Source organism: Streptomyces exfoliatus (assembly GCF_000725545.1).
Taxonomy (GTDB): Bacteria; Actinomycetota; Actinomycetes; order Streptomycetales; family Streptomycetaceae; genus Streptomyces; species Streptomyces exfoliatus.
The window spans coordinates 196,377-215,043 of the sequence record NZ_JNZP01000001.1 but is presented as its reverse complement, the minus strand read 5'-3'; the positions used below and the strand labels follow the sequence as shown (position 1 = coordinate 215,043).

The window sequence follows — 18,667 nt, the reverse complement described above, 5'->3', positions numbered from 1 at the left end:
CGAAAGGTACGCACCTCATGACCACGGCGAAGGACATCATGCACCCCGGGGCCCGGTGGATCCCGGCACACGAGACGCTCGACCGCGCCGCGCAGCTGATGCGCGACCTGAACGTGGGCGCACTGCCCATCGCCGACGAGAACGAACGCCTCTGCGGCATCCTCACGGACCGCGACATCGTGGTCGGCTGTGTGGCCATGGGCCACGACCCGGCGAAGATCACCTGCGGCGAGATGGCGAAGGGCACCCCGCGCTGGGTCGAGGCGGGTGCGGACGTGGGCGCCGTGCTGGACGAGATGCAGAGTCACCAGATCAAGCGCCTGCCCGTCATCGAGAACAAGCGGCTCGTCGGCATGATCAGCGAGGCCGATCTGGCGCAGCACCTGTCGGACGAGCAGATCAAGGCGTTCTGTACGAGCGTCTACGCCGCTTCCTGACCCGGGTGCAGGACCGCCAGGGCCACCGCGTCCGGGCGGTCCAGCATGACCAGATGGCCCGACGGCACGACCGCCTCGTAGTGGGCGCCGAGCCGTCGGGCCAGCGCGCGTTGGCGCCGCTCCCAGCGGGCCGAGCCGTCGGGAGCGGCCAGGACGGTGACGGGGAGGCACGGCGGGAGGGGGTGCCGGTCGCGGAGGGCGAGGAGCCCTGCGGCGACGGCTCCGTAGCGGGCGTTCTCCAGGAGGGTGCCGCGCAGGACGCGTGAGGTGCGGTAGACGCGGCGGACGAGGTCGGCCGGGGCCGGGTCGTGGCGTACGGCCGCGCGGCGGACCGCCGGGCCGAGCGCGGCCGGGGCTCCGGCGGCGCAGAGGACGGCGCCGAGGAGGCGGGCCACGGCGGTGGCGCGGCCGGGGCGGGGATGTTCCTCCACCGAGGAGTCGACGAGGACGAGGGCGGCGGTCCTGTCCGGGTGGATCCGGGCGAAGGCCTCCGCGTGGAACCCGGCGATCGAGTGCCCGACGACGGTGACGGGCCCGGGAAGCCCGAGGGCGGCGAGGAGGCCGGCGATCCGGTGGGCCTCGCCCTCGGCGGTGGGCGGGGCGGCGGCGGGCGCGGAGAGGCCGTGCCCCGGGCGGTCGAAGCGGACGACCGTGCGGTGCGGGGCGAGGAGAGGGACGACGGGGTCCCAGTCGAACCAGCTCAGGCCGAGCCCCGCGCTGAGGACGCAGACGGGTCCCGAGCCTTCGACGGTGACGTGGTGGGCGACTCCCCCGACGCGTACGAAGGTCACCGTTCCTCCTGGGGAGTGGGGACCTCGGTCGTGGGGCTCCCGTCGGGCAAGGGGTCCTTCTCGGTGGCGAGGGAGTACGCGAGGACCGCGAGCCACAGTGCCACCAGGAGCACCTGGGACCGCTGGCCCGCGCCGAGCGCCCACGTGCCCTTCCCGGCCTCGAAGGCGGCGACGGCGGCCAGGGTCCAGGCGGTGGCCACCAGCTCCAGGACGACGAGAACCGGGCCGGTACGGGCGAGGGGCGGCCACCGGCCGTGTCGGCGGGCGGCGACGGTCAGGGCGACCATGGCGACGAGCGCGCCGGTCATGGCGAGGCCGGAACTGACCGCATGGGCCGCATGGGTGGCGGGCACCAGTCCGGCGGTCTCGCGGGCCGCGCACAGGGGGTCGGCGGTCGGGGCGCAGCTGAGCGGCAGGCGCGAGTCGACGGCGGTGGCGGCCCCGAAGACGGCGAGCGCGATCCACCCGGCGGACGTGAACCGGCCGGCGGACGCCCGGGGCCGGCCATCGAGCGCGCCCCGGCCGGCGGACGCAACCCACCGGGCGGACGTGAACCGACCGGCGAGCCCCGTCGCCGCCCCCGCCAGGACGAGGAGTCCCGCCACCAGGTCCGTCGCCCGGAACAGGCCGCCGAGGGGCTGGTCGGCCGCGGCGAGCTCGGAGACGTACGTCCGGACCGGGTCGAGCCCGGTCCTGACGACGACTTCCAGCACCCACGCGGTGTACGCGAGCGCGCCGAGGGCGAGCAGGGCGGCCGAGGCTCGCGTCACCTTCTCGGTCATGGTGGATCAGACGCTACGGCGTCTCGGAGGGTTGCCGGTGGTCGGGATGGATCCAGCTGGGTTTGCGGTACTTCAGGAGCGCGGCCGGAATGGCGACGCCGAGGAGCAGCAGTCCGCCGCCGACGATCAGCAGATAGCGCCAGAGCGGCTGGTCGCCGAACTGGTCCGGCGGGACGAAGCCGATGACGAGCGCGGCGACCGAGGCGACGAAGCCGACGCCCGCGACCCATGCGACGGCGGGGACGCGGAAGCCTCGTTCGACGTCCGGCTGGGTCCTGCGGAGCTTGACGACGGCCACGAACATCAGCAGGTACGCGATCAGGTAGATCTGCACGGTGATGACGGAGAACATCCAGTACGCGCTGGAGACGTCGTCGCTGAAGGCGTAGAGGACGCCGATCAGGGTGGTGACGACACCCTGAGCGATCATGATGTTCTGCGGGGCGCCGTCCTTGTTGAACTTCTGCAGCGAGGGCGGCAGATAGCCCTCCTGCCGCGAGAGCAGCACGAGGCCCTTCGCGGGTCCCGCCAGCCAGGTGAGCATGCCGCCGAGGGCGGCGCACACCAGCATGATGCCGACGACCTTGGTCATCCAGCCGATGGAGAAGTGGTCGAAGAAGGCCTGGAAGGCCTGCATCAGCCCGGCGGTGAGGCTGAGCTGCGAGGACGGCATCACCCAGGCGATGGCCAGGGCCGGAAGGATGAAGATCAGCAGGACGAGGCCGGTCGCGAGGAACATCGACTTCGGGTACTCGCGCTTCGGGTCGCGCAGCGAGGAGACGTGGACGCCGTTCATCTCCATGCCCGCGTAGGACAGGAAGTTGTTGACGATGAGGACGAGGCTCGCGAGGCCGGTCCACGGGGGGAGCCAGTGGTCGGCGCTCATGGGCTGCGCGGAGGGGTTGCCCTGGGCGAGGAAGACGATGCCGAGGGCGACCAGGAGCACGCCGGGGATGAGGGTGCCGATGATCAGGCCGAAGGAGGAGAGGCCGGCGATCGTCTTCGTACCGCGCGCGGAGATCCAGACCCCGGACCAGTAGACGACGACGATGACGATCGCGACGTAGACGCCGTTCTCGGCGAGGGAGGGGTCGATGACGTACGCGAAGGTCGAGGCGACGTACGCGAGGAGGCTCGGGTAGTACGCGATGGTCATGGCGAACTGGCACCAGACCGCGAGGAAGCCGAGCGGCTTGCCGAGGGCCTCGCTCACCCACCGGTAGATGCCGCCGTTCCAGCCGGAGGCCAGTTCGGCGCCGACGAGGGCGGTCGGGAGCAGGAAGACGAGGGCGGGCAGCAGGTAGAGGAAGATCGCGGCGAGGCCGTAGATGGCCATGGACGGCGAGGGCCGCAGGCTGGCGACCGACGCGGTGGTCATGAAGGCCAGCGTCAGCCAGGAGATGAACTGCCTCTTGGTGCCGTCGTCCCGCAGGACCGCCGTGTCGGTCCCGGTGGGGCGTGCCGACTCTGCCGGATCGTCAGTGGTCGTCATGGGGACATGATCAGCGGGGCACGGCCGCCCCGCATGTCGAAGATCCAGGAGTCCGCGCCCGCCCTCCGTGGCGGAGGTCCCTGGCGGAGATCCGGGACTCGGCGCCCGTATCCCAGGACATAACGTCGGTCTGACGATTAGACTGGCCGGGTGCCTCAACTACGCCTCGCCCTGAATCAGATCGACTCGACCGTCGGAGACATCGCCGGAAACACCGAGGCGATCGTGCACTGGACCCGGCACGCCGCCGGACAGGGCGCGCATCTCGTCGCGTTCCCCGAGATGGCGCTGACCGGATACCCCGTCGAGGACCTCGCCCTGCGCTCCTCCTTCGTAGAGGCGTCCCGCGCGGCCCTGCGCGGTCTCGCCCGCCGGCTCGCCGACGAGGGCTTCGGCGAGGTGCCGGTCGTCGTCGGCTACCTGGACCGCTCCGAGCGGGCCGAGCCGAGGCTCGGCAGGCCCGCGGGGTCTCCCGAGAACGCCGCCGCCGTGCTGCACCGCGGCGAGGTGGTGCTGCGCTTCGCCAAGCACCACCTGCCGAACTACGGCGTCTTCGACGAGTACCGCTACTTCGTCCAGGGCGACACCATGCCCGTCGTCCGCGTCCACGGGATCGACGTGGCGCTCGCGATCTGCGAGGACCTGTGGCAGGAGGGCGGCCGGGTGCCTGCGGCGCGCAGCGCGGGGGCCGGGCTGCTCCTGTCCGTCAACGCCTCGCCGTACGAGCGGGACAAGGACGACACCCGGCTGGAACTGGTCCGCAAGCGGGCGCAGGAGGCCGGATGCGTCACGGCCTACCTGGCGATGACGGGCGGTCAGGACGAGCTGGTCTTCGACGGCGACTCGATCGTGGTCGACGCGGACGGCGAAGTGATCGCGCGGGCGCCGCAGTTCGTCGAGGGCAGCGTCGTCCTCGACCTGGACCTGCCGTCGGCCGCGGCCGACGCGCCCGAGGGCCTGGTGCACGACGGACTGCGGATCGACCGCGTGGTGCTCTCCGAGGAGCCGCTGCCGGCGTACGAGCCGGAGCTGACGGGCGGCTACGCGCACCGGCTCGACGACGACGAGGAGGTGTACTCCGCCCTGGTGATCGGGGTGCGCGCGTACGTCGCGAAGAACGGGTTCCGCTCGGTTCTCGTCGGGCTCTCCGGCGGCATCGACTCGGCGCTCGTCGCGGCCATCGCCTGCGACGCGCTCGGGGCGGCGAACGTGTACGGGGTGTCGATGCCCTCGAAGTACTCCTCCGACCACTCGCGCGGCGACGCGGCCGAACTGGCCCGCCGCACCGGGCTCAACTACCGCACGGTGTCGATCGAGCCGATGTTCGACGCGTACATGGGCGCGCTCGGTCTCACCGGCCTCGCGGAGGAGAACCTCCAGTCGCGGCTGCGCGGCACGACGCTGATGGCGATCTCCAACCAGGAGGGCCACATCGTCCTCGCGCCGGGCAACAAGTCCGAGCTCGCGGTGGGCTATTCGACGCTGTACGGCGACTCCGTCGGCGCGTTCGGCCCCATCAAGGACGTCTACAAGTCGACCGTGTTCCGGCTGGCGCGCTGGCGGAACCGGGCCGCCGAGGAGCGCGGGCAGGTCCCGCCGATCCCGGAGAGCTCGATCACCAAGCCGCCCAGCGCGGAGCTGCGCCCCGGCCAGGTCGACACGGACTCGCTGCCGGACTACGACGTCCTGGACGCGATCCTCGCGCTCTACGTGGACCAGGACCAGGGCAGGGACGCGATCGTGGCCGCCGGGTTCGACGAGGAGCTGGTGACGCGGACGCTGCGGATGGTGGACACGGCGGAGTACAAGCGGCGGCAGTACCCGCCGGGCACCAAGATCTCGGCGAAGGGCTTCGGCAAGGACCGGCGCCTGCCGATCACGAACCGCTGGCGGGAGACGCCGACGGCACGCTGACGGGACGGTCGAGGCGGCCGGTACGGCCGGGTCAGCCGGCCGTACCGGCGGCGGCCTCGGGCGGCGAGGCGGGCTACACGGACTGTCCGACGCTCGCCTGAGCCGTCGGCGACGTACGTCTCAGGGCTTCGTCAGAGCTTCACGCGGGCGGCGACGGGGAGGTGGTCGCTCTTCGTCTCCGGGAGGGCCCAGGACGACATCGGCTCGACGTTCTTGACCATGATCTGGTCGATCCGGGCCATCGGGAAGGACGCCGGCCAGCTGAACCCGAAGCCGTCGCCTGCCGCGCCCTGGGTGGAGCGGAGCTGCGAGGTGACGGCGTTGAGCGCGCGGTCGTTCATGGTGCCGTTGAGGTCGCCGAGGAGGACGAGCCGCTCGTGCCGGTCGCGGGCGATGGCCTCGCCGAGGGCGTCGGCGCTGACGTCGCGCTGGCTGGCGGTGAAGCCGGCGTTCAGCTTGACCCGCACGGACGGCAGGTGGGCGACGTACACGGCCACCTCGCCCTGGGGGGCGACGACGGTGGCCCGCATGGCGCGGGTCCAGCCCAGCCGGATGTCGACCGGCCGGGCGTCCCGCAGGGGCAGCTTGCTCCACAGGCCGACCGTGCCCTGGACGGAGTGGTGCGGGTACGCCTCCGCCAGGCCTCGTTCGTAGGCCGGGACGACGTCGCCCTTCAGTTCCTCCAGGGCGAGCACGTCGGCCCCGGACGCGGCGAGCTGGCGGGCCGTGCCCTCGGGGTCGGGGTTGTCGGCGTTCACGTTGTGGGTGGCGACGGTCAGGTCACCGCCGGCGGCCGACTTGTCGGCGACGAGCCCGCCGAAGAGGTTGAGCCACACCACGGCGGGCAACAGCACGGCGATCAGGGCGGTGGCGGAGCGCCGCAGCAGGGCGAGGACCAGCAGGAGCGGCACGAAGAGGCCGAGCCAGGGCAGGAAGGTCTCGGTCAGGCTGCCGAGGTTGCCGATCCGGTTGGGGATCTCGGCGTGGAAGACCATCAGGAGCGTGAGCGCCACGGCCGCCGCGGCGACCAGGACGCCCCGGCGCCAGATGCCCCGGTCGTGGCGGAGGCCCGCGAGTGCGCTCCTGAACCTGGACCCGGAACCGTGGCGCTCGTCTCCGGCACCACCGTGCCCGGTCTCCGTCATGTCCACCCGCGCCATCGCCCTGTCCTCACTGCTGCCTTGCCGTCTCGCGTGACCCGATGTCGACACTAGGCGATCCCGGGTCCGTCGTACTCCCCCAGGGACGACACTGGTGCGTGGCGGGTTCCTGCAGGTGGCACGGGCGGCGGACCTGTGACAGAACGCGCACATTCGTACGGGTCCGGACCGGGTCCGGGCCGGGTCCTGACCGGGTCCCGGCCGGTCGCGCGGGTCGCGCCCGGGGGATGGGGGGCTTCCAGGGGGATGGGGGGCTTCCAGGAGGGGCGCGCCACACCGGTGTGAACAGCGCCACTCCGGCCCACTTCCCCGCCCGCCCGGCGAAGTGCCACCATGGATGTGGTCCGGGGACGCCGTCAGGGCGCCTCGAGATGACACAAGGAGCTTCACCATGACGCTTCAGCCTGCCCAGAAGACGCCCGCCGACAGCAGCAAGGCGCTGTACGGCGGCAAGGGCACGCGCCGCATCACCGTCCACGACATCGCCGCCGCCAAGACCCGCGGCGAGAAGTGGCCCATGCTCACCGCCTACGACGCGATGACCGCCTCCGTCTTCGACGAGGCCGGCATCCCGGTGATCCTCGTCGGCGACTCCATGGGCAACTGTCACCTCGGCTACGAGACCACCGTGCCGGTCACGATGGACGAGATGACGATCCTCTCCGCCGCCGTCGTCCGGGGCACCAAGCGCGCCCTCGTCGTCGGCGACCTGCCCTTCGGCTCGTACCAGGAGGGGCCCGTCCAGGCCCTGCGCAACGCCACCCGGCTGGTGAAGGACGCGGGTGTCGGCGCGATCAAGCTGGAGGGCGGCGAGCGCTCGCTGCCGCAGACCGAGCTGCTCGTGCAGGCCGGCATTCCCGTCATGTCCCACCTGGGCCTCACCCCGCAGTCCGTCAACACCATGGGCTACCGGGTGCAGGGCCGCTCCGACGAGGCCGCGCACAAGCTGCTCCGTGACGCGAAGGCGGCGCAGGACGCGGGCGCGTTCGCGGTCGTCCTGGAACTCGTACCGGCCGAGCTGGCCGCCGAGGTCACCCGCTCGCTGCACATCCCGACCATCGGCATCGGCGCGGGCGCCGGCACCGACGCCCAGGTCCTCGTCTGGACCGACATGGCCGGTCTCACCGGCGGCAAGGTGCCGCGCTTCACCAAGCAGTACGCCGACCTCCGCGCGACGCTCGGCGACGCCGCGCGCGCCTTCGCGGAGGACGTCAGCGGCGGGTCGTTCCCCGCCGAGGAGCACACCTTCCACTAGTCCACCGCGGTTCCACCAAGAGGCCTGCAGCCCGCCGACATCCCCCATCGGCGGGCTGTAGGTCGTCTGTCGGGGGATTGTCGGTGGCGCCTGGTGTAGTGGGGGGCATGACGCGATCACACACCAACGCCGTCGAGGTCCGGGGCCTCGTGAAGCACTTCGGCGCCACCAAGGCCCTCGACGGGGTCGACCTCGACGTGAGGGAGGGCACGGTCCTCGGGGTGCTCGGGCCCAACGGCGCGGGGAAGACCACCCTCGTCCGCTGTCTTTCCACCCTCCTCGTGCCGGACGCCGGGACCGCCACCGTCGCCGGGTACGACGTGGTGAAGCACCCCCGCCAGCTGCGCCGCACCATAGGCCTCACCGGTCAGTACGCCTCGGTCGACGAGAAGCTGTCCGGCTGGGAGAACCTGTACATGATCGGGCGGCTGCTCGACCTCTCCCGCGCCGACGCCCGCCGCCGGGCCGACGAGATGCTGGAGCGCTTCTCCCTCACCGAGGCCGCCAAGCGGCCCGCGATGAACTACTCCGGCGGCATGCGGCGGCGCCTCGACCTCGCCGCCTCGATGATCGGGCAGCCGGCGGTCCTCTACCTGGACGAGCCGACCACCGGCCTCGACCCCCGCACCCGCAACGAGGTGTGGGACGAGGTCCAGCGGATGGTCTCCGAGGGCGTCACGGTCCTCCTCACCACCCAGTACATGGAGGAGGCGGAGCAGCTCGCGAGCGAGCTGACCGTCATCGACCGGGGCAAGGTCATCGCCAAGGGCGGCGTCGACGAGCTGAAGGCCAAGGTCGGCGGCCGGACCCTGAAGGTCCGCCCGGTGGACCCGGACCAGTTGTCGGCGATGGCCGCGGCGCTCCGCGAGACCGGGCTCGACGGCGTCGCCGGGGCGACCGTGGTGCCCGACGAGGGCGCGCTGTACGTCCCGATCCTCACCGACCAGCAGCTGACGGCCGTGGTGGCCCTGTTCGGCGCGCGCGGTTTCGGCATCGCCCACATCGGCACCCATCTGCCCAGCCTGGACGAGGTGTTCCTGGCGATCACCGGCCAGAAGACCGCCGTTTCCGACGAGATCACCGAGGAGGTCGCCGCGTGAGCACGACCACGGTCACCAAGTCCCCCGCCGAGACCGGCGGCCCGGGCCGCGCCCCGGCGCGGCGCGCGCCCGTCGCCGAGGGCCGGATCGGCCTGCGGGGCAACCTGCGCCACATCGGCGCCCTCGCCCGGCGCAACGCCCTGCAGATCAAGCAGGACCCGGAGTCGATGTTCGACGCCGTCCTGATGCCGATCATCTTCATCCTGCTGTTCGTGTACGTGTTCGGCGGCGCCATCGCCGGCAAGGGCAACAACGAGGTGTACGTCAACTACGTGACGCCGGGCCTGATGGCGATGATGGGCATGAACATCGCCATGGCCGTCGGCGTGGGCATCAACGACGACTTCAAGAAGGGGGTCATGGACCGGTTCCGGACGATGCCGATCGCCCGGTCCTCCGTCCTCATCGCGAAGATCGTCGTCGAGGTCGGCCGGATGCTGATCGCCACCGCGATCCTCCTCGGCATGGGCTTCCTGCTCGGCCTGGAGATCCACACCTCGGTCCTCCACCTCTTCGCCGCGATCGGTCTCTCGATGGTCTTCGGCGCCTCGCTGATGTGGATCTTCATCCTGCTCGGCCTGACCCTGAAGACCGCCCAGGCCGTCCAGGGCATGGCGATGATCGTCCTGATGCCGCTGCAGTTCGGTTCGTCGATCTTCGCCCCGCCGACGTCGATGCCCGACTGGCTGAAGGCCTTCACCGACTACAACCCGCTGTCGAACCTCGCCGACGCCGCCCGCAACCTGATCAACGGCGGTCCGGTCGCCCACTCCGTGTGGATGACCCTCGGCTGGGCCCTGGTCATCACGGCCGTCACGGCGCCGCTCGCCGTGACCAAGTTCCGCAAGAAGACCTGAGTCCGGTACGGGATTCCCCACGGGGGTTCAGGACTCGGCGCGCTCACTGATCGCGTCGGCGGCGCGACCGAGCAGGGCGGCGGCCTCCTCCAGGGAGAGGCCGCCGCCTTCGGCGTACGCCGCCGCGAACGCGTCCTCGCCGAGAGCGGACCGGGCCAGCTCCGTCGCCCGCTCCAGGTTCTCCCGCTCCATCGGCGCCACCCGGTGCCCCGGCGGCAGCAGCCCCTCCCTGGCTCCGAGGAGCACGGCCCCGGTCCGCGCGTCCGGCCCGCCGAGACCCGCGAGCGCCCAGGCCGCCACCACGAGATGGTTCGACGGCATCGCCGGGGCGACCATCATCGACAGCGCGCCGAGGGAGCACTCGTACGCCTCCGCGGCGAGGGCGAGCCCGGAGTCGTACCGTCCGTCGAGGTTGTCCAGCCAGCCCAGGCTACCGAGCGTGAAGCCCTCGAAGAGCGAGAGGGTCTCGGAGTGGAACTCCTTCCGCAGCGCGTCGAACTGCTCCCGGGCCTCGGCGGTGCGGCCGGTGCGGCCGAGCGTCATGCCGAGGAAGAGCCTGCCGCCGACCAGGGGTTCATGGCCCGAGCCGTACCGTCCGGCGACGATCTCCCGCAGGATCGCCTCCCCCTCGTCGACCTGCCCTGTCTCGACGAGGATTCCGGCGTAGCGGGCGCGCAGCAGGGCCATCTGCGACTGGGCGCCGATCTGCTCCGCGTAGCCGATCGCGGCGGCGAAGTCCTCGGCCGCGCCCTCGAATTCGAGCCGTCGCTCCCGGGCCTCCGCACGGGACTGGAGTGCCTCCGCCGCGCCCCAGGCGTCGCCGAGTCGGACGAAGATCTCCAGGCTCTCGTCGGCGTCCGCCGTCGCCTCGACGGCCAGGTCGGCCCGGTTGGCGAACATGTTGGCCCGCAGCTGGAGGGCGTTGGCCAGTTCCCACGCGTAGCCGTGGCGGCGGCAGGCCTCGACGGTCGTGTCGAGAAGCTCGATCAGCCGGCCCGCCTCGCCGGTGAGGAGGACCGCGAAGACGGCGAAGGAGCCGGGCAGCCGGCAGGTCTGCGGCAGGCCGGGCTCGTAGACGGCGGTCATCTCCCGGAGCCGCCGCACGCCCTCCGGGGTGGTCCAGGGGCCGGTCTCGTGGTCCATGTTGATCAGCTCGACGAGCCGCACCCCGCGCCGGGCCTCCCAGCGCTGCGCCTCGGAGAGCGGCGGCGGCGCGGCCGTGCACGGCTCGTGCAGGGGGACGACGGGGGCGGCGGGCGGTGCGAACGGGTCGGGTCCGAGGGCGGCGGCGGCCTTCGACCAGTACAGGGCGTCGGTGCGCAGGTCGCGCATCTGCCAGTACCAGAGCAGGGAGTGGACGAGGACGAGCGCCTCGTCCTCGTCGCGGGCGCGGAGGGCCCGGCGCAGGGCGGTGCGGATGTTGCCGTACTCGGTCCCGAAGCGGGCGATGGCCGCGACCTGGCCGGAGCCGCGCAGCTCGGGGTCGGTGAGGCGGGCCAGTTCCCGGTAGTACGTGAGGTGCCGCCGCTCGGTCGCGGCCCGCTCCCCGGCCTCGTCGAGCCGCTCCCCCGCGTACTCGGCGACGGTCTCCAGGAGCCGGTAGCGCATGCCGTCGTCGCCGGGGGCGGAGACGACGAGGGACTTGTCGACGAGGGAGCCGAGGAGGTCGAGGACGTCGGAGGGCCGGAGGGCGGCGGGCCCGATCGCTCCGCCGGGTCCGGCCGCTCCGGCGGTGGTCGGCCCGGCGGTGGTCGCCCCGGCCGTGGCCGCTCCCGCGGTGGTCGCCCCGGCCGTGGTCGCTCCGGCCGTGGCCGCTCCGGCGGTGGTCGGCCCGGCGGTGGTCGCTTCCTCGGTGGCTTCGGCGCACACCGCCTCCGCCGCCTCCAGGTCGCTGCCGCCGGTGAACACCGAGAGGCGGCGCAGCACGGCCCGTTCGGCGTCGTCCAGAAGGTCCCAGGACCAGTCGACGACCGCCCGCAGGGTCTGCTGGCGGGGCAGTACCGTCCGCGCTCCCGAGGTGAGCAGCCGGAAGCGGTCGTCGAGCCGTTCCGCGATCTGGCGCAGGGTCAGCATCCGCAGCCGGGCCGCCGCCAGCTCGATCGCCAGGGGCAGCCCGTCCAGGCGGCGCACGATCTCGGCCGCCGCCTCCGGGTCCTCCTCGACGCGGAACCCGGGCCGGACCGCCGCGCCGCGCTCGCCGAGCAGGCGCAGGGCCGTCTCCGTGCGCAGCGGTCCCACCGGCCGGACCCTCTCCCCCGGCACCCCGAGGGGTTCCCGGCTCGTCGCCAGGACCCGCAGTCCGGGGCAGCGGGCGAGCAGCGTCTCGGCGAGTGCGGCGGCGCTCGCCACGAGGTGCTCGCAGTTGTCGAGGAGCAGCAGCATGCGGCGCCCCGCGCAGTGCTCGACGAGCCGGGACAGCGGGTCGCCGCCGGCCCGGAGTTCCTCGGCTCCCGCGCCGCGCAGCACCGTCTCGCGGGCACCGACGGCCGCGAGGACGGCCTCTGCGACGGCCTCCGGGTCGGTGACGGGCGCGAGTTCGGCGACCCAGACCCCGTCCGGCCAGGCCTCGGCCCCGCGCTCGGCGGCCTCCTGCGAGAGGCGGGTCTTCCCGGCCCCGCCGGGTCCGAGCAGGGTGACGAGCCGGGCCGTACGGAGGTCCTCCCGGAGCGCGACGATCTCCTCGTCGCGCCCGACGAAGCTGGTGAGCCGGGCCCGCAGGTTCCCGGGGACGGGGGCCGGGGGCGCGGGCAACGGTGAGGGACCCGGGCTCCGTCCGGGGCGGGGTGACGTCGGGTCCGGGGTGAGGAGCTCCGCGTGGAGGGCGCGCAGGGCCGGCGACGGGTCCGTGCCCAGGCGGGTGGCGAAGGCGCGGCGCACCGCCTCGTACGCGGCGAGGGCCTCGGCCGGGCGCCCGGTGTCCCGCAGGGCACGGATCCGCAGGGCCTGGAGGGGCTCGTCGAGGGGGTGGGCCGCGCACAGGGCGGTCAGCTCGGGCAGGGCCGCCCGTGCCTCTCCGAGGGCGAGGGCCGCGTCGAGTCTGGCCCGGCGGGCGTCGAGGCGCCGGGCCTCCCGGCGCGCGGCCTCCGCGTCCCGGTCCGGCAGGTCGGCGAGGGCGGGCCCGCGCCACAGGGCGAGGCCCTCGTCGAGGAGGGCGGCGGCCCGCGCGGGGTCGGTGCCGAGCGCGGCCACGCCCTCGACGGTGAGGCGTTCGAAGCGGTGGGCGTCCACGTCCTCGGGCCGGGCGTCGAGTCGGTAGCCGCCGTCGGCGGAGATCACGCGGTCCCGGCCGAGCGCCTTGCGGAGGCGTCCGACGAGGGCCTGGAGCGCGGCGACCGCGTCGGCGGGCGGCTCGTCGCCGTGCCACACCTCGTCGACGAGCTCCGTCACGGGCACGGTCCGGCCCGCGCGCAGGGCGAGGACGGTGAGCAGCGCGCGGACCCGCGGGCCGCCGACGGCCACGTCGGTGCCGTCGGCGGCATGGGCGAGGGTCGGGCCGAGGACGGAGTAGTGCACGGGCCCATTCTCCGTGAGTGGGTCCCCGACTCCGGAACTCGCCCCGTCTCCCGGTACGTTTCCCGCACATCGGGCCCGTGTGTCGGGCCCCCTCCGTCCCCTGGGAGCTTCCGAGATGACCACGGCCACCACCCGGCGTCACGAACGGCGGATCAGTCCCGTCTTCCTGGCGATCCTCGCCGTCATGGCCGTCACCGGCTGGGCGGCGTGGACGGACTTCGCCGCCTCGCCCGGCCTGGCGGTGTTCCTCTTCGTGACCTCGGCGTGGGTCGTGTCGCTCTGTCTGCACGAGTACGCCCACGCCCGTACGGCCCTGCACGGCGGGGACATCACGGTCGGGGCGAAGGGCTATCTGACCCTGAACCCGCTCGCGTACACCCATGCGCTCCTGAGCATCGTGCTTCCGGTGCTGTTCGTGATCATGGGCGGGATCGGTCTGCCGGGCGGCGCGGTCTTCATCGAGCAGGGCCGGATCAGGGGCCGCTGGAAGCACAGCCTGATCTCGGCGGCGGGCCCGCTGGCGAACGTGCTGTTCGCCCTGGTCTGCACGGCCCCGTTCTGGCTCGGCGCCCTGGACGGGGTGCCGCTCACGTTCCAGTTCGCGCTGGCCTTCCTGGCGTTCCTCCAGGTGACCGCGGCGCTCCTGAACCTGCTGCCGGTGCCGGGGCTCGACGGCTACGGGGTGGTGGAGCCGTGGCTCTCGTACAAGGTGAAGCGCCAGGTCGAGCCGTACGCGCCGTACGGTTTCTTCATCGTGATCGCGCTGCTGTTCGTCCCGGCGGTCAACGCGGCCTTCTTCGACGCGATCGACGCGCTGATGCGGTCGCTCGGGGTGCCGGAGGCCACCCGGTACTGCGGTTCGCAGCTGTTCCGGTTCTGGCAGGAGACGCCGGAGCTCTGCCAGGTCTGACCCTGACGGCGGGGTCTAGCCCTCGGCGGCGGCCGTCTTCTCGATCTTGGCGCGGCGGATGTAGTACCAGGCCATGTTGGAGGAGAGGCCGGCGAGCAGGATCCAGACGACGCCGAGGAAGCTGCCCTCGACGAAGGAGACGACGGCCGCGGTGACGGCCAGCGCGCAGACCACGAGGGAGTAGAGGGCGAGGCGGGGCATGGGGGTCGGCTCCTGTCCGGTACGGCTGCTGGTGCCCGTCCAGTGTCCCCCATGCCCTCCGCTCCGCCGGGACCGGCTCAGATGTCGGTGACCCGCAGCCCCGCGTGTGCCTTGTAGCGGCGGTTGACCGAGATCAGGTTGGCGACGAGCGACTCGACCTGGTGGGCGTTGCGCAGGCGGCCGGCGAAGACGCCGCGCATGCCGGGGATGCGGCCGGCGAGGGCCTGCACCAGCTCGACGTCGGCGCGCTCCTCGCCGAGGACCATCACGTCGGTGTCGATCTCCTCCAGGGAGGTGTCCTGGAGGAGGACGGCCGAAAGGTGGTGGAAGGCGGCGGCGACCCGGGAGTCCGGGAGGAGCGCGGCGGCCTGCTCGGCGGCGGAGCCCTCTTCCGGCTTGAGCGCGTAGGCGCCCTTCTTGTCGAAGCCGAGCGGGTTGACGCAGTCGACGACGAGCTTGCCCGCGAGTTCTTCGCGCAGCGACTCCAGGGTCTTGGCGTGACCGTCCCACGGCACGGCGACGATCACGATGTCGCTGCGGCGGGCGCACTCGGCGTTGTCGGCGCCCTCGACGCCGTGGCCGATCCCGGCGGCCACCTCCTGCGCGCGATCGGCGGCGCGGGAGCCGATGATCACCTGCTGGCCGGCCTTGGCGAGGCGGTAGGCGAGGCCGCGGCCCTGCTCGCCGGTGCCGCCGAGGACGCCGACGACGAGGCCGGAGACGTCGGGGAGGTCCCACGGGTCCTTGGGGGCGGGCTTGCTGTCAGTCGTAGTCATGGCCCCGACATTACCGACCGGTCGGGGTGTCGGGGGTGTCTTGTCGGTCAGGCCGGATCCGGGAGCGGCGTCTGGCGCATGGGGTCTCCCCACGCCCGCAGGGCCCAGGGGACGCCTCGCGAGGCGGAGGAGGGCGCCGGGGCGGAGCCACGGCAACCGACGACAACGCGGCGAGGCGCGGCACCAGACGCCGCGAGCCCGGCCTGGCCGACAAGACACCCCCTGGGCGCTCCCGTATGAGTGGAACCGTCACAACCGGCCGCCGCCGGGCCGCCGTCTGGTGCAGGATGCGGGCCCATGGATGCCGTACGGGTCGCGTTGCTGCGGGAAGTGCTCGCCGGGACGGAGTGGCCGCGGGCGGCCCGCCGGTTCGCGGGCACGCTCCGGTCCTCGCTCGTCCCGCACCGGGACGGGCTGCTCCTGGTCGGCACGGAGGAGTACGAGCCCTGGCACCTGGCGGCGCACCTGGTCGACGAGTCCGCCTGGTCGGGGCTGCCCGAGCTGGCGCCGACGCTTGTGCGGCACCGGGTGCGGCCCGGTGATCCGGCGCATCTGGCGGTCGGCCTGGGCCGGATCGAGGCGGCGGGGCGCGGGGCGACCCTGCTCATGGTGGCGCCGGAACGGCCGGACGCGGGGCTGCTCCAGCGGGTGCACGACGCCCGGCGGGCGGGGGCGACGGTCCTGTCGCTCGACGGGGGCGACGAGGAGGTACGGGGGCTCGCGCACGAGACGCTCACCGTGTCGGAGGGGGCGGGCGTGGACCTGGACACGGTGCAGCACCTGGTGAGCGCGGCGGCCGGGGAGAACAGCCCGCCGTCGCCGCGCGGGGCCCGCCGCTTCCGGGACCGCCTCTCGGCTCTCGCGGACCGGCTGACGGCCCCGCCGCCGTCCCGCTGGTAGGCGCGACCCAGGGCACGGCACCCGGAGGCCGCCCGCCCGGTAATTCGGTTGCCCGCGGCACCTTCCCACCGCAGCATGGCCCCTCGTGACCTCCCCCCTCGCGAAGATCTCCGCCCTGCTGCCCGATCTGGCGCCGTGGCGCTCCTCCCCCGACTTCCGGCTCCTCTGGGTCCAGGGACTCGTCACGTACTTCAGCAGCGCGATGGCGATGATCGCGCTGCCGCTGCAGATCAAGGAGATGACGGGTTCGCCGCTCGCCGTCGGCGCGATGGGCGCGGTCGAGCTGGTGCCGCTCGTGGTGTTCGGCCTGTACGGCGGGGCGCTCGCCGACGCCGTCGACCGGCGGAAGGTGATCCTCGCGACCGAGGCGGGCCTCGGAGTCCTCGGCCTGATCCTGCTGGTCAACGCGCTGCTCCCGGAGCCGCTGCTCTGGCCGCTGTACGTGGTCGCGGCCGGGGTCTCGGCGCTCGCGGGGCTCCAGCGGCCCGCCCTGGACTCGCTGCTGGCCCGGATCGTGCCGCACGAGCAGCAGACGGCGGCGGCCGCGCTGAACTCGCTGCGCTGGCAGATCGGCTCGATCGCGGGCCCGGCCCTGGCGGGTCTGGTCGTGGCGTACGCGGGTCACGCGCCCGCGTACGGGGTGACGATCACCGGTTTCGCCGCCTCGGTGCTGCTGTGCCGCCGTCTCTCCCCCGCACCTCCCGCGCACGACGCGGAGAAGCCCTCGCTGCGGGGCATCGCGGAGGGGGCGCGGTACGCCTGGTCGCGGCCGGTGCTGCTCGGCACGTACGCGATCGACCTGGCGGCGATGTTCTTCGCCTTCCCGAACACGATCTTCCCGTTCCTCGCGGACGAGCTGGACGCGGACTGGTCGCTCGGCCTGATGTACGCGGCGGGCTCGGTCGGCTCCCTGGTGATCGGGCTGACCAGCGGCTGGACGTCGAAGGTGCGGCGGCACGGGCTGCTCGTCGTCGGCGGCGCGGCGGGCTGGGGACTCGCCATCGCGGCGGCGGGCTGGTTCGGGAACATCTGGCTGGTCCTGCTCTGTCTGGCCTTCGCGGGGGCCGGCGACATGCTGAGCGGGCTCGGCCGCGCCACGATCTGGAACCAGACGATCCCCGAGGAGCTGCGCGGCCGGCTCGCCGGCATCGAGGTGCTCTCGTACAGCGTCGGCCCGCAGCTGGGCCAGGTCAGGGCGGGCGCGATGGCCGGCTGGACCGGCACCCGGGCGGCGGTCTGGACGGGTGGTGTGGCCTGTGTCGCCTCGGTGGGTCTGCTGTGTCTGGCGCTGCCGAAGCTGCTCACGTACGACTCGGAGACGGACGAGGACTCCCTGCGCCGCAAGGCCCAGCAGGAGGCCGCCCGGTAGGGGCCGGGCGGCTCCTGGCCGGTCGCTCTCCTAGTCGGGCGGCTCCTGCGTCCGGCCGCTGTCGTGCCAGCGCGGGTCGGTCTCCCACTCCAGGTTCCGCTCGCGGGCGGTCTCCATGGCGTGCGATGCCTCCTCACGGGTGGTGTACGGGCCGAAACGGTTCTTCGCAGGACACTCGGGTCCCTCTTCGACCTTCTTGTGTTCCAGGCAGTAGTACCACTCGCCCGGTTTGCCCACGGTGCGCTTCTTGAACAGGGCCATCGTCGTCGGCTCCTTCCTCCGAGACCATGCTGCCCCAGACCCGGTCGTTAGACTCGCTGTCATGTCTGGCCAGTCGCTTCTCGTACCGGGGGAGCTCTCCCCCCATCGTTCCGTTCCGGGCTCCATCCGTCGCCCCGAGTACGTCGGGAAGCCCGCCCCGGCCCCGTACACCGGGCCCGAGGTGCAGGATTCCGACACCATCGAGCGGATGCGGATCGCCGGCCGCATCGCCGCGCAGGCGATGGAGGAGGCCGCCAAGCACATCGCCCCCGGTGTCACCACCGACGAGCTCGACCGGGTCGCGCACGAGTTCATGTGCGACCACGGCGCCTACCCTTCCACCCTCGGCTACCGCGGGTTCCCGAAGTCGCTGTGCGCCTCGGTCAACGAGGTCATCTGCCACGGCATCCCGGACTCCACGGTGCTGCGGGACGGCGACATCGTGAACCTGGACGTCACGGCCTACATCAACGGCGTCCACGGCGACAACAACGCCACCTATCTCTGCGGTGACGTCGACGAGGAGTCGCGGCTGCTCGTCGAGCGGACGAGGGAGGCCCTGAACCGGGCCATCAAGGCGGTGCGTCCCGGCCGTCAGATCAACATCATCGGGCGGGTCATCGAGTCCTACGCCAAGCGCTTCGGGTACGGCGTCGTCCGTGACTTCACCGGGCACGGCATCAACTCGTCCTTCCACTCGGGCCTGATCGTCCCGCACTACGACTCGCCCCACCACACCACCGAGATCAAGACCGGCATGACCTTCACCATCGAGCCGATGCTGACGCTCGGCACGCACGACTACGACATGTGGGACGACGGCTGGACCGTGGTCACCAAGGACCGGAAGCGGACCGCGCAGTTCGAGCACACGCTCGTCGTGACCGAGAACGGGACAGAAATCCTCACGTTGCCCTGAGTACGTTGCGCCGCCCCTCCGGATGGGTAG

General features: G+C 72.7%; 17 protein-coding genes. 9 read left to right on the top strand and 8 right to left on the bottom strand.

All coding sequences use genetic code 11. The annotated features are described in order from the left end of the window. Window positions 1-17: 17 nt before the first annotated feature. Window positions 18-437, top strand: a complete 420-nt coding sequence (locus IO20_RS0101045; RefSeq protein WP_030547621.1) for a CBS domain-containing protein — start codon at window positions 18-20, stop codon at window positions 435-437. Here the strand turns inward: IO20_RS0101045 and IO20_RS0101040 are convergent. Genes IO20_RS0101040 through gadC form a run of 3 tightly spaced genes read right to left on the bottom strand, consistent with a single transcriptional unit; the run spans window position 422 to window position 3,502 of the window. Then, on the bottom strand, window positions 422-1,228 hold the full coding sequence (locus tag IO20_RS0101040) for an alpha/beta fold hydrolase (protein ID WP_030547623.1): 807 nt from the start codon (window positions 1,226-1,228) through the stop codon (window positions 422-424). The two genes, IO20_RS0101045 and IO20_RS0101040, sit on opposite strands and share 16 nt — an antisense overlap. Then, window positions 1,225-2,010 carry a DUF998 domain-containing protein gene (locus IO20_RS0101035; protein ID WP_051874317.1) on the bottom strand — a complete coding sequence of 262 codons (786 nt, stop codon included), beginning with the start codon at window positions 2,008-2,010 and terminating at the stop codon, window positions 1,225-1,227. Before IO20_RS0101035 ends, IO20_RS0101040 begins: the two co-directional genes overlap by 4 nt. Before the next feature lie 13 nt (window positions 2,011-2,023). Continuing rightward, entirely contained in the window at window positions 2,024-3,502 is a 1,479-nt protein-coding gene (gene gadC, locus IO20_RS0101030; protein WP_030547627.1) for a glutamate/gamma-aminobutyrate antiporter GadC, read from the bottom strand. Between the two features lie 150 nt (window positions 3,503-3,652). On the opposite strand from gadC, the gene IO20_RS0101025 reads away from it, so the two are divergent. After that, a complete protein-coding gene (locus IO20_RS0101025; RefSeq protein WP_030547629.1) occupies window positions 3,653-5,416 on the top strand; it encodes an NAD+ synthase in 1,764 nt (587 codons plus the stop codon). A gap of 131 nt (window positions 5,417-5,547) precedes the next feature. Here the strand turns inward: IO20_RS0101025 and IO20_RS0101020 are convergent, their stop codons facing one another. Beyond that, entirely contained in the window at window positions 5,548-6,576 is a 1,029-nt protein-coding gene (locus tag IO20_RS0101020; protein ID WP_030547631.1) for an endonuclease/exonuclease/phosphatase family protein, read from the bottom strand. A gap of 391 nt (window positions 6,577-6,967) precedes the next feature. Between IO20_RS0101020 and panB the strand changes: the two genes are divergently transcribed. From panB to IO20_RS0101005, 3 genes are all read left to right on the top strand, one after another. Beyond that, a complete protein-coding gene (gene panB / locus IO20_RS0101015) occupies window positions 6,968-7,831 on the top strand; it encodes a 3-methyl-2-oxobutanoate hydroxymethyltransferase (protein ID WP_030208117.1) in 864 nt (287 codons plus the stop codon). Between the two features lie 107 nt (window positions 7,832-7,938). After that, window positions 7,939-8,931: an ATP-binding cassette domain-containing protein gene (locus IO20_RS0101010; protein WP_030547633.1), complete on the top strand. Its 993-nt coding sequence runs from the start codon at window positions 7,939-7,941 to the stop codon at window positions 8,929-8,931. Beyond that, window positions 8,928-9,788 (top strand): ABC transporter permease, encoded by an 861-nt coding sequence (locus IO20_RS0101005; RefSeq protein WP_030547635.1) that lies wholly within the window; start codon window positions 8,928-8,930, stop codon window positions 9,786-9,788. The genes IO20_RS0101010 and IO20_RS0101005 overlap by 4 nt, the downstream gene beginning before the upstream one ends. A 27-nt stretch (window positions 9,789-9,815) precedes the next feature. Here IO20_RS0101005 and IO20_RS36180 read toward each other — a convergent pair whose 3' ends face one another. Beyond that, the gene (locus IO20_RS36180; protein ID WP_030547636.1) at window positions 9,816-13,301 is read right to left on the bottom strand and encodes an AfsR/SARP family transcriptional regulator; all 3,486 of its coding nucleotides are present in this window, start codon (window positions 13,299-13,301) and stop codon (window positions 9,816-9,818) included. A 115-nt stretch (window positions 13,302-13,416) separates the two neighbouring features. On the opposite strand from IO20_RS36180, the gene IO20_RS0100990 reads away from it, so the two are divergent. Then, entirely contained in the window at window positions 13,417-14,211 is a 795-nt protein-coding gene (locus IO20_RS0100990) for a site-2 protease family protein (RefSeq protein WP_030547637.1), read from the top strand. Window positions 14,212-14,226: 15 nt separating this feature from the next. Here the strand turns inward: IO20_RS0100990 and IO20_RS0100985 are convergent, their stop codons facing one another. Next, complete coding sequence (locus IO20_RS0100985) at window positions 14,227-14,412, bottom strand: hypothetical protein (RefSeq protein WP_030547638.1); 186 nt, start codon at window positions 14,410-14,412, stop codon at window positions 14,227-14,229. 77 nt (window positions 14,413-14,489) lie between these two features. Beyond that, the gene (gene npdG, locus IO20_RS0100980) at window positions 14,490-15,188 is read right to left on the bottom strand and encodes an NADPH-dependent F420 reductase (RefSeq protein ID WP_030547640.1); all 699 of its coding nucleotides are present in this window, start codon (window positions 15,186-15,188) and stop codon (window positions 14,490-14,492) included. Window positions 15,189-15,485: 297 nt separating this feature from the next. On the opposite strand from npdG, the gene IO20_RS0100975 reads away from it, so the two are divergent. Further along, window positions 15,486-16,088 (top strand): hypothetical protein, encoded by a 603-nt coding sequence (locus IO20_RS0100975; RefSeq protein WP_030547642.1) that lies wholly within the window; start codon window positions 15,486-15,488, stop codon window positions 16,086-16,088. Window positions 16,089-16,173: 85 nt separating this feature from the next. After that, window positions 16,174-17,457 carry an MFS transporter gene (locus tag IO20_RS0100970; RefSeq protein WP_030547644.1) on the top strand — a complete coding sequence of 428 codons (1,284 nt, stop codon included), beginning with the start codon at window positions 16,174-16,176 and terminating at the stop codon, window positions 17,455-17,457. Window positions 17,458-17,487: 30 nt separating this feature from the next. Here IO20_RS0100970 and IO20_RS0100965 read toward each other — a convergent pair whose 3' ends face one another. Beyond that, window positions 17,488-17,718, bottom strand: coding sequence for a hypothetical protein (locus IO20_RS0100965; protein ID WP_030208099.1), 231 nt, complete (start codon window positions 17,716-17,718; stop codon window positions 17,488-17,490). A 61-nt stretch (window positions 17,719-17,779) separates the two neighbouring features. Here IO20_RS0100965 and map point away from each other — a divergent pair, with 61 nt between their 5' ends. Then, window positions 17,780-18,637: a type I methionyl aminopeptidase gene (gene map, locus IO20_RS0100960; protein ID WP_030547646.1), complete on the top strand. Its 858-nt coding sequence runs from the start codon at window positions 17,780-17,782 to the stop codon at window positions 18,635-18,637. The last annotated feature ends 30 nt before the right edge of the window (window positions 18,638-18,667 follow it).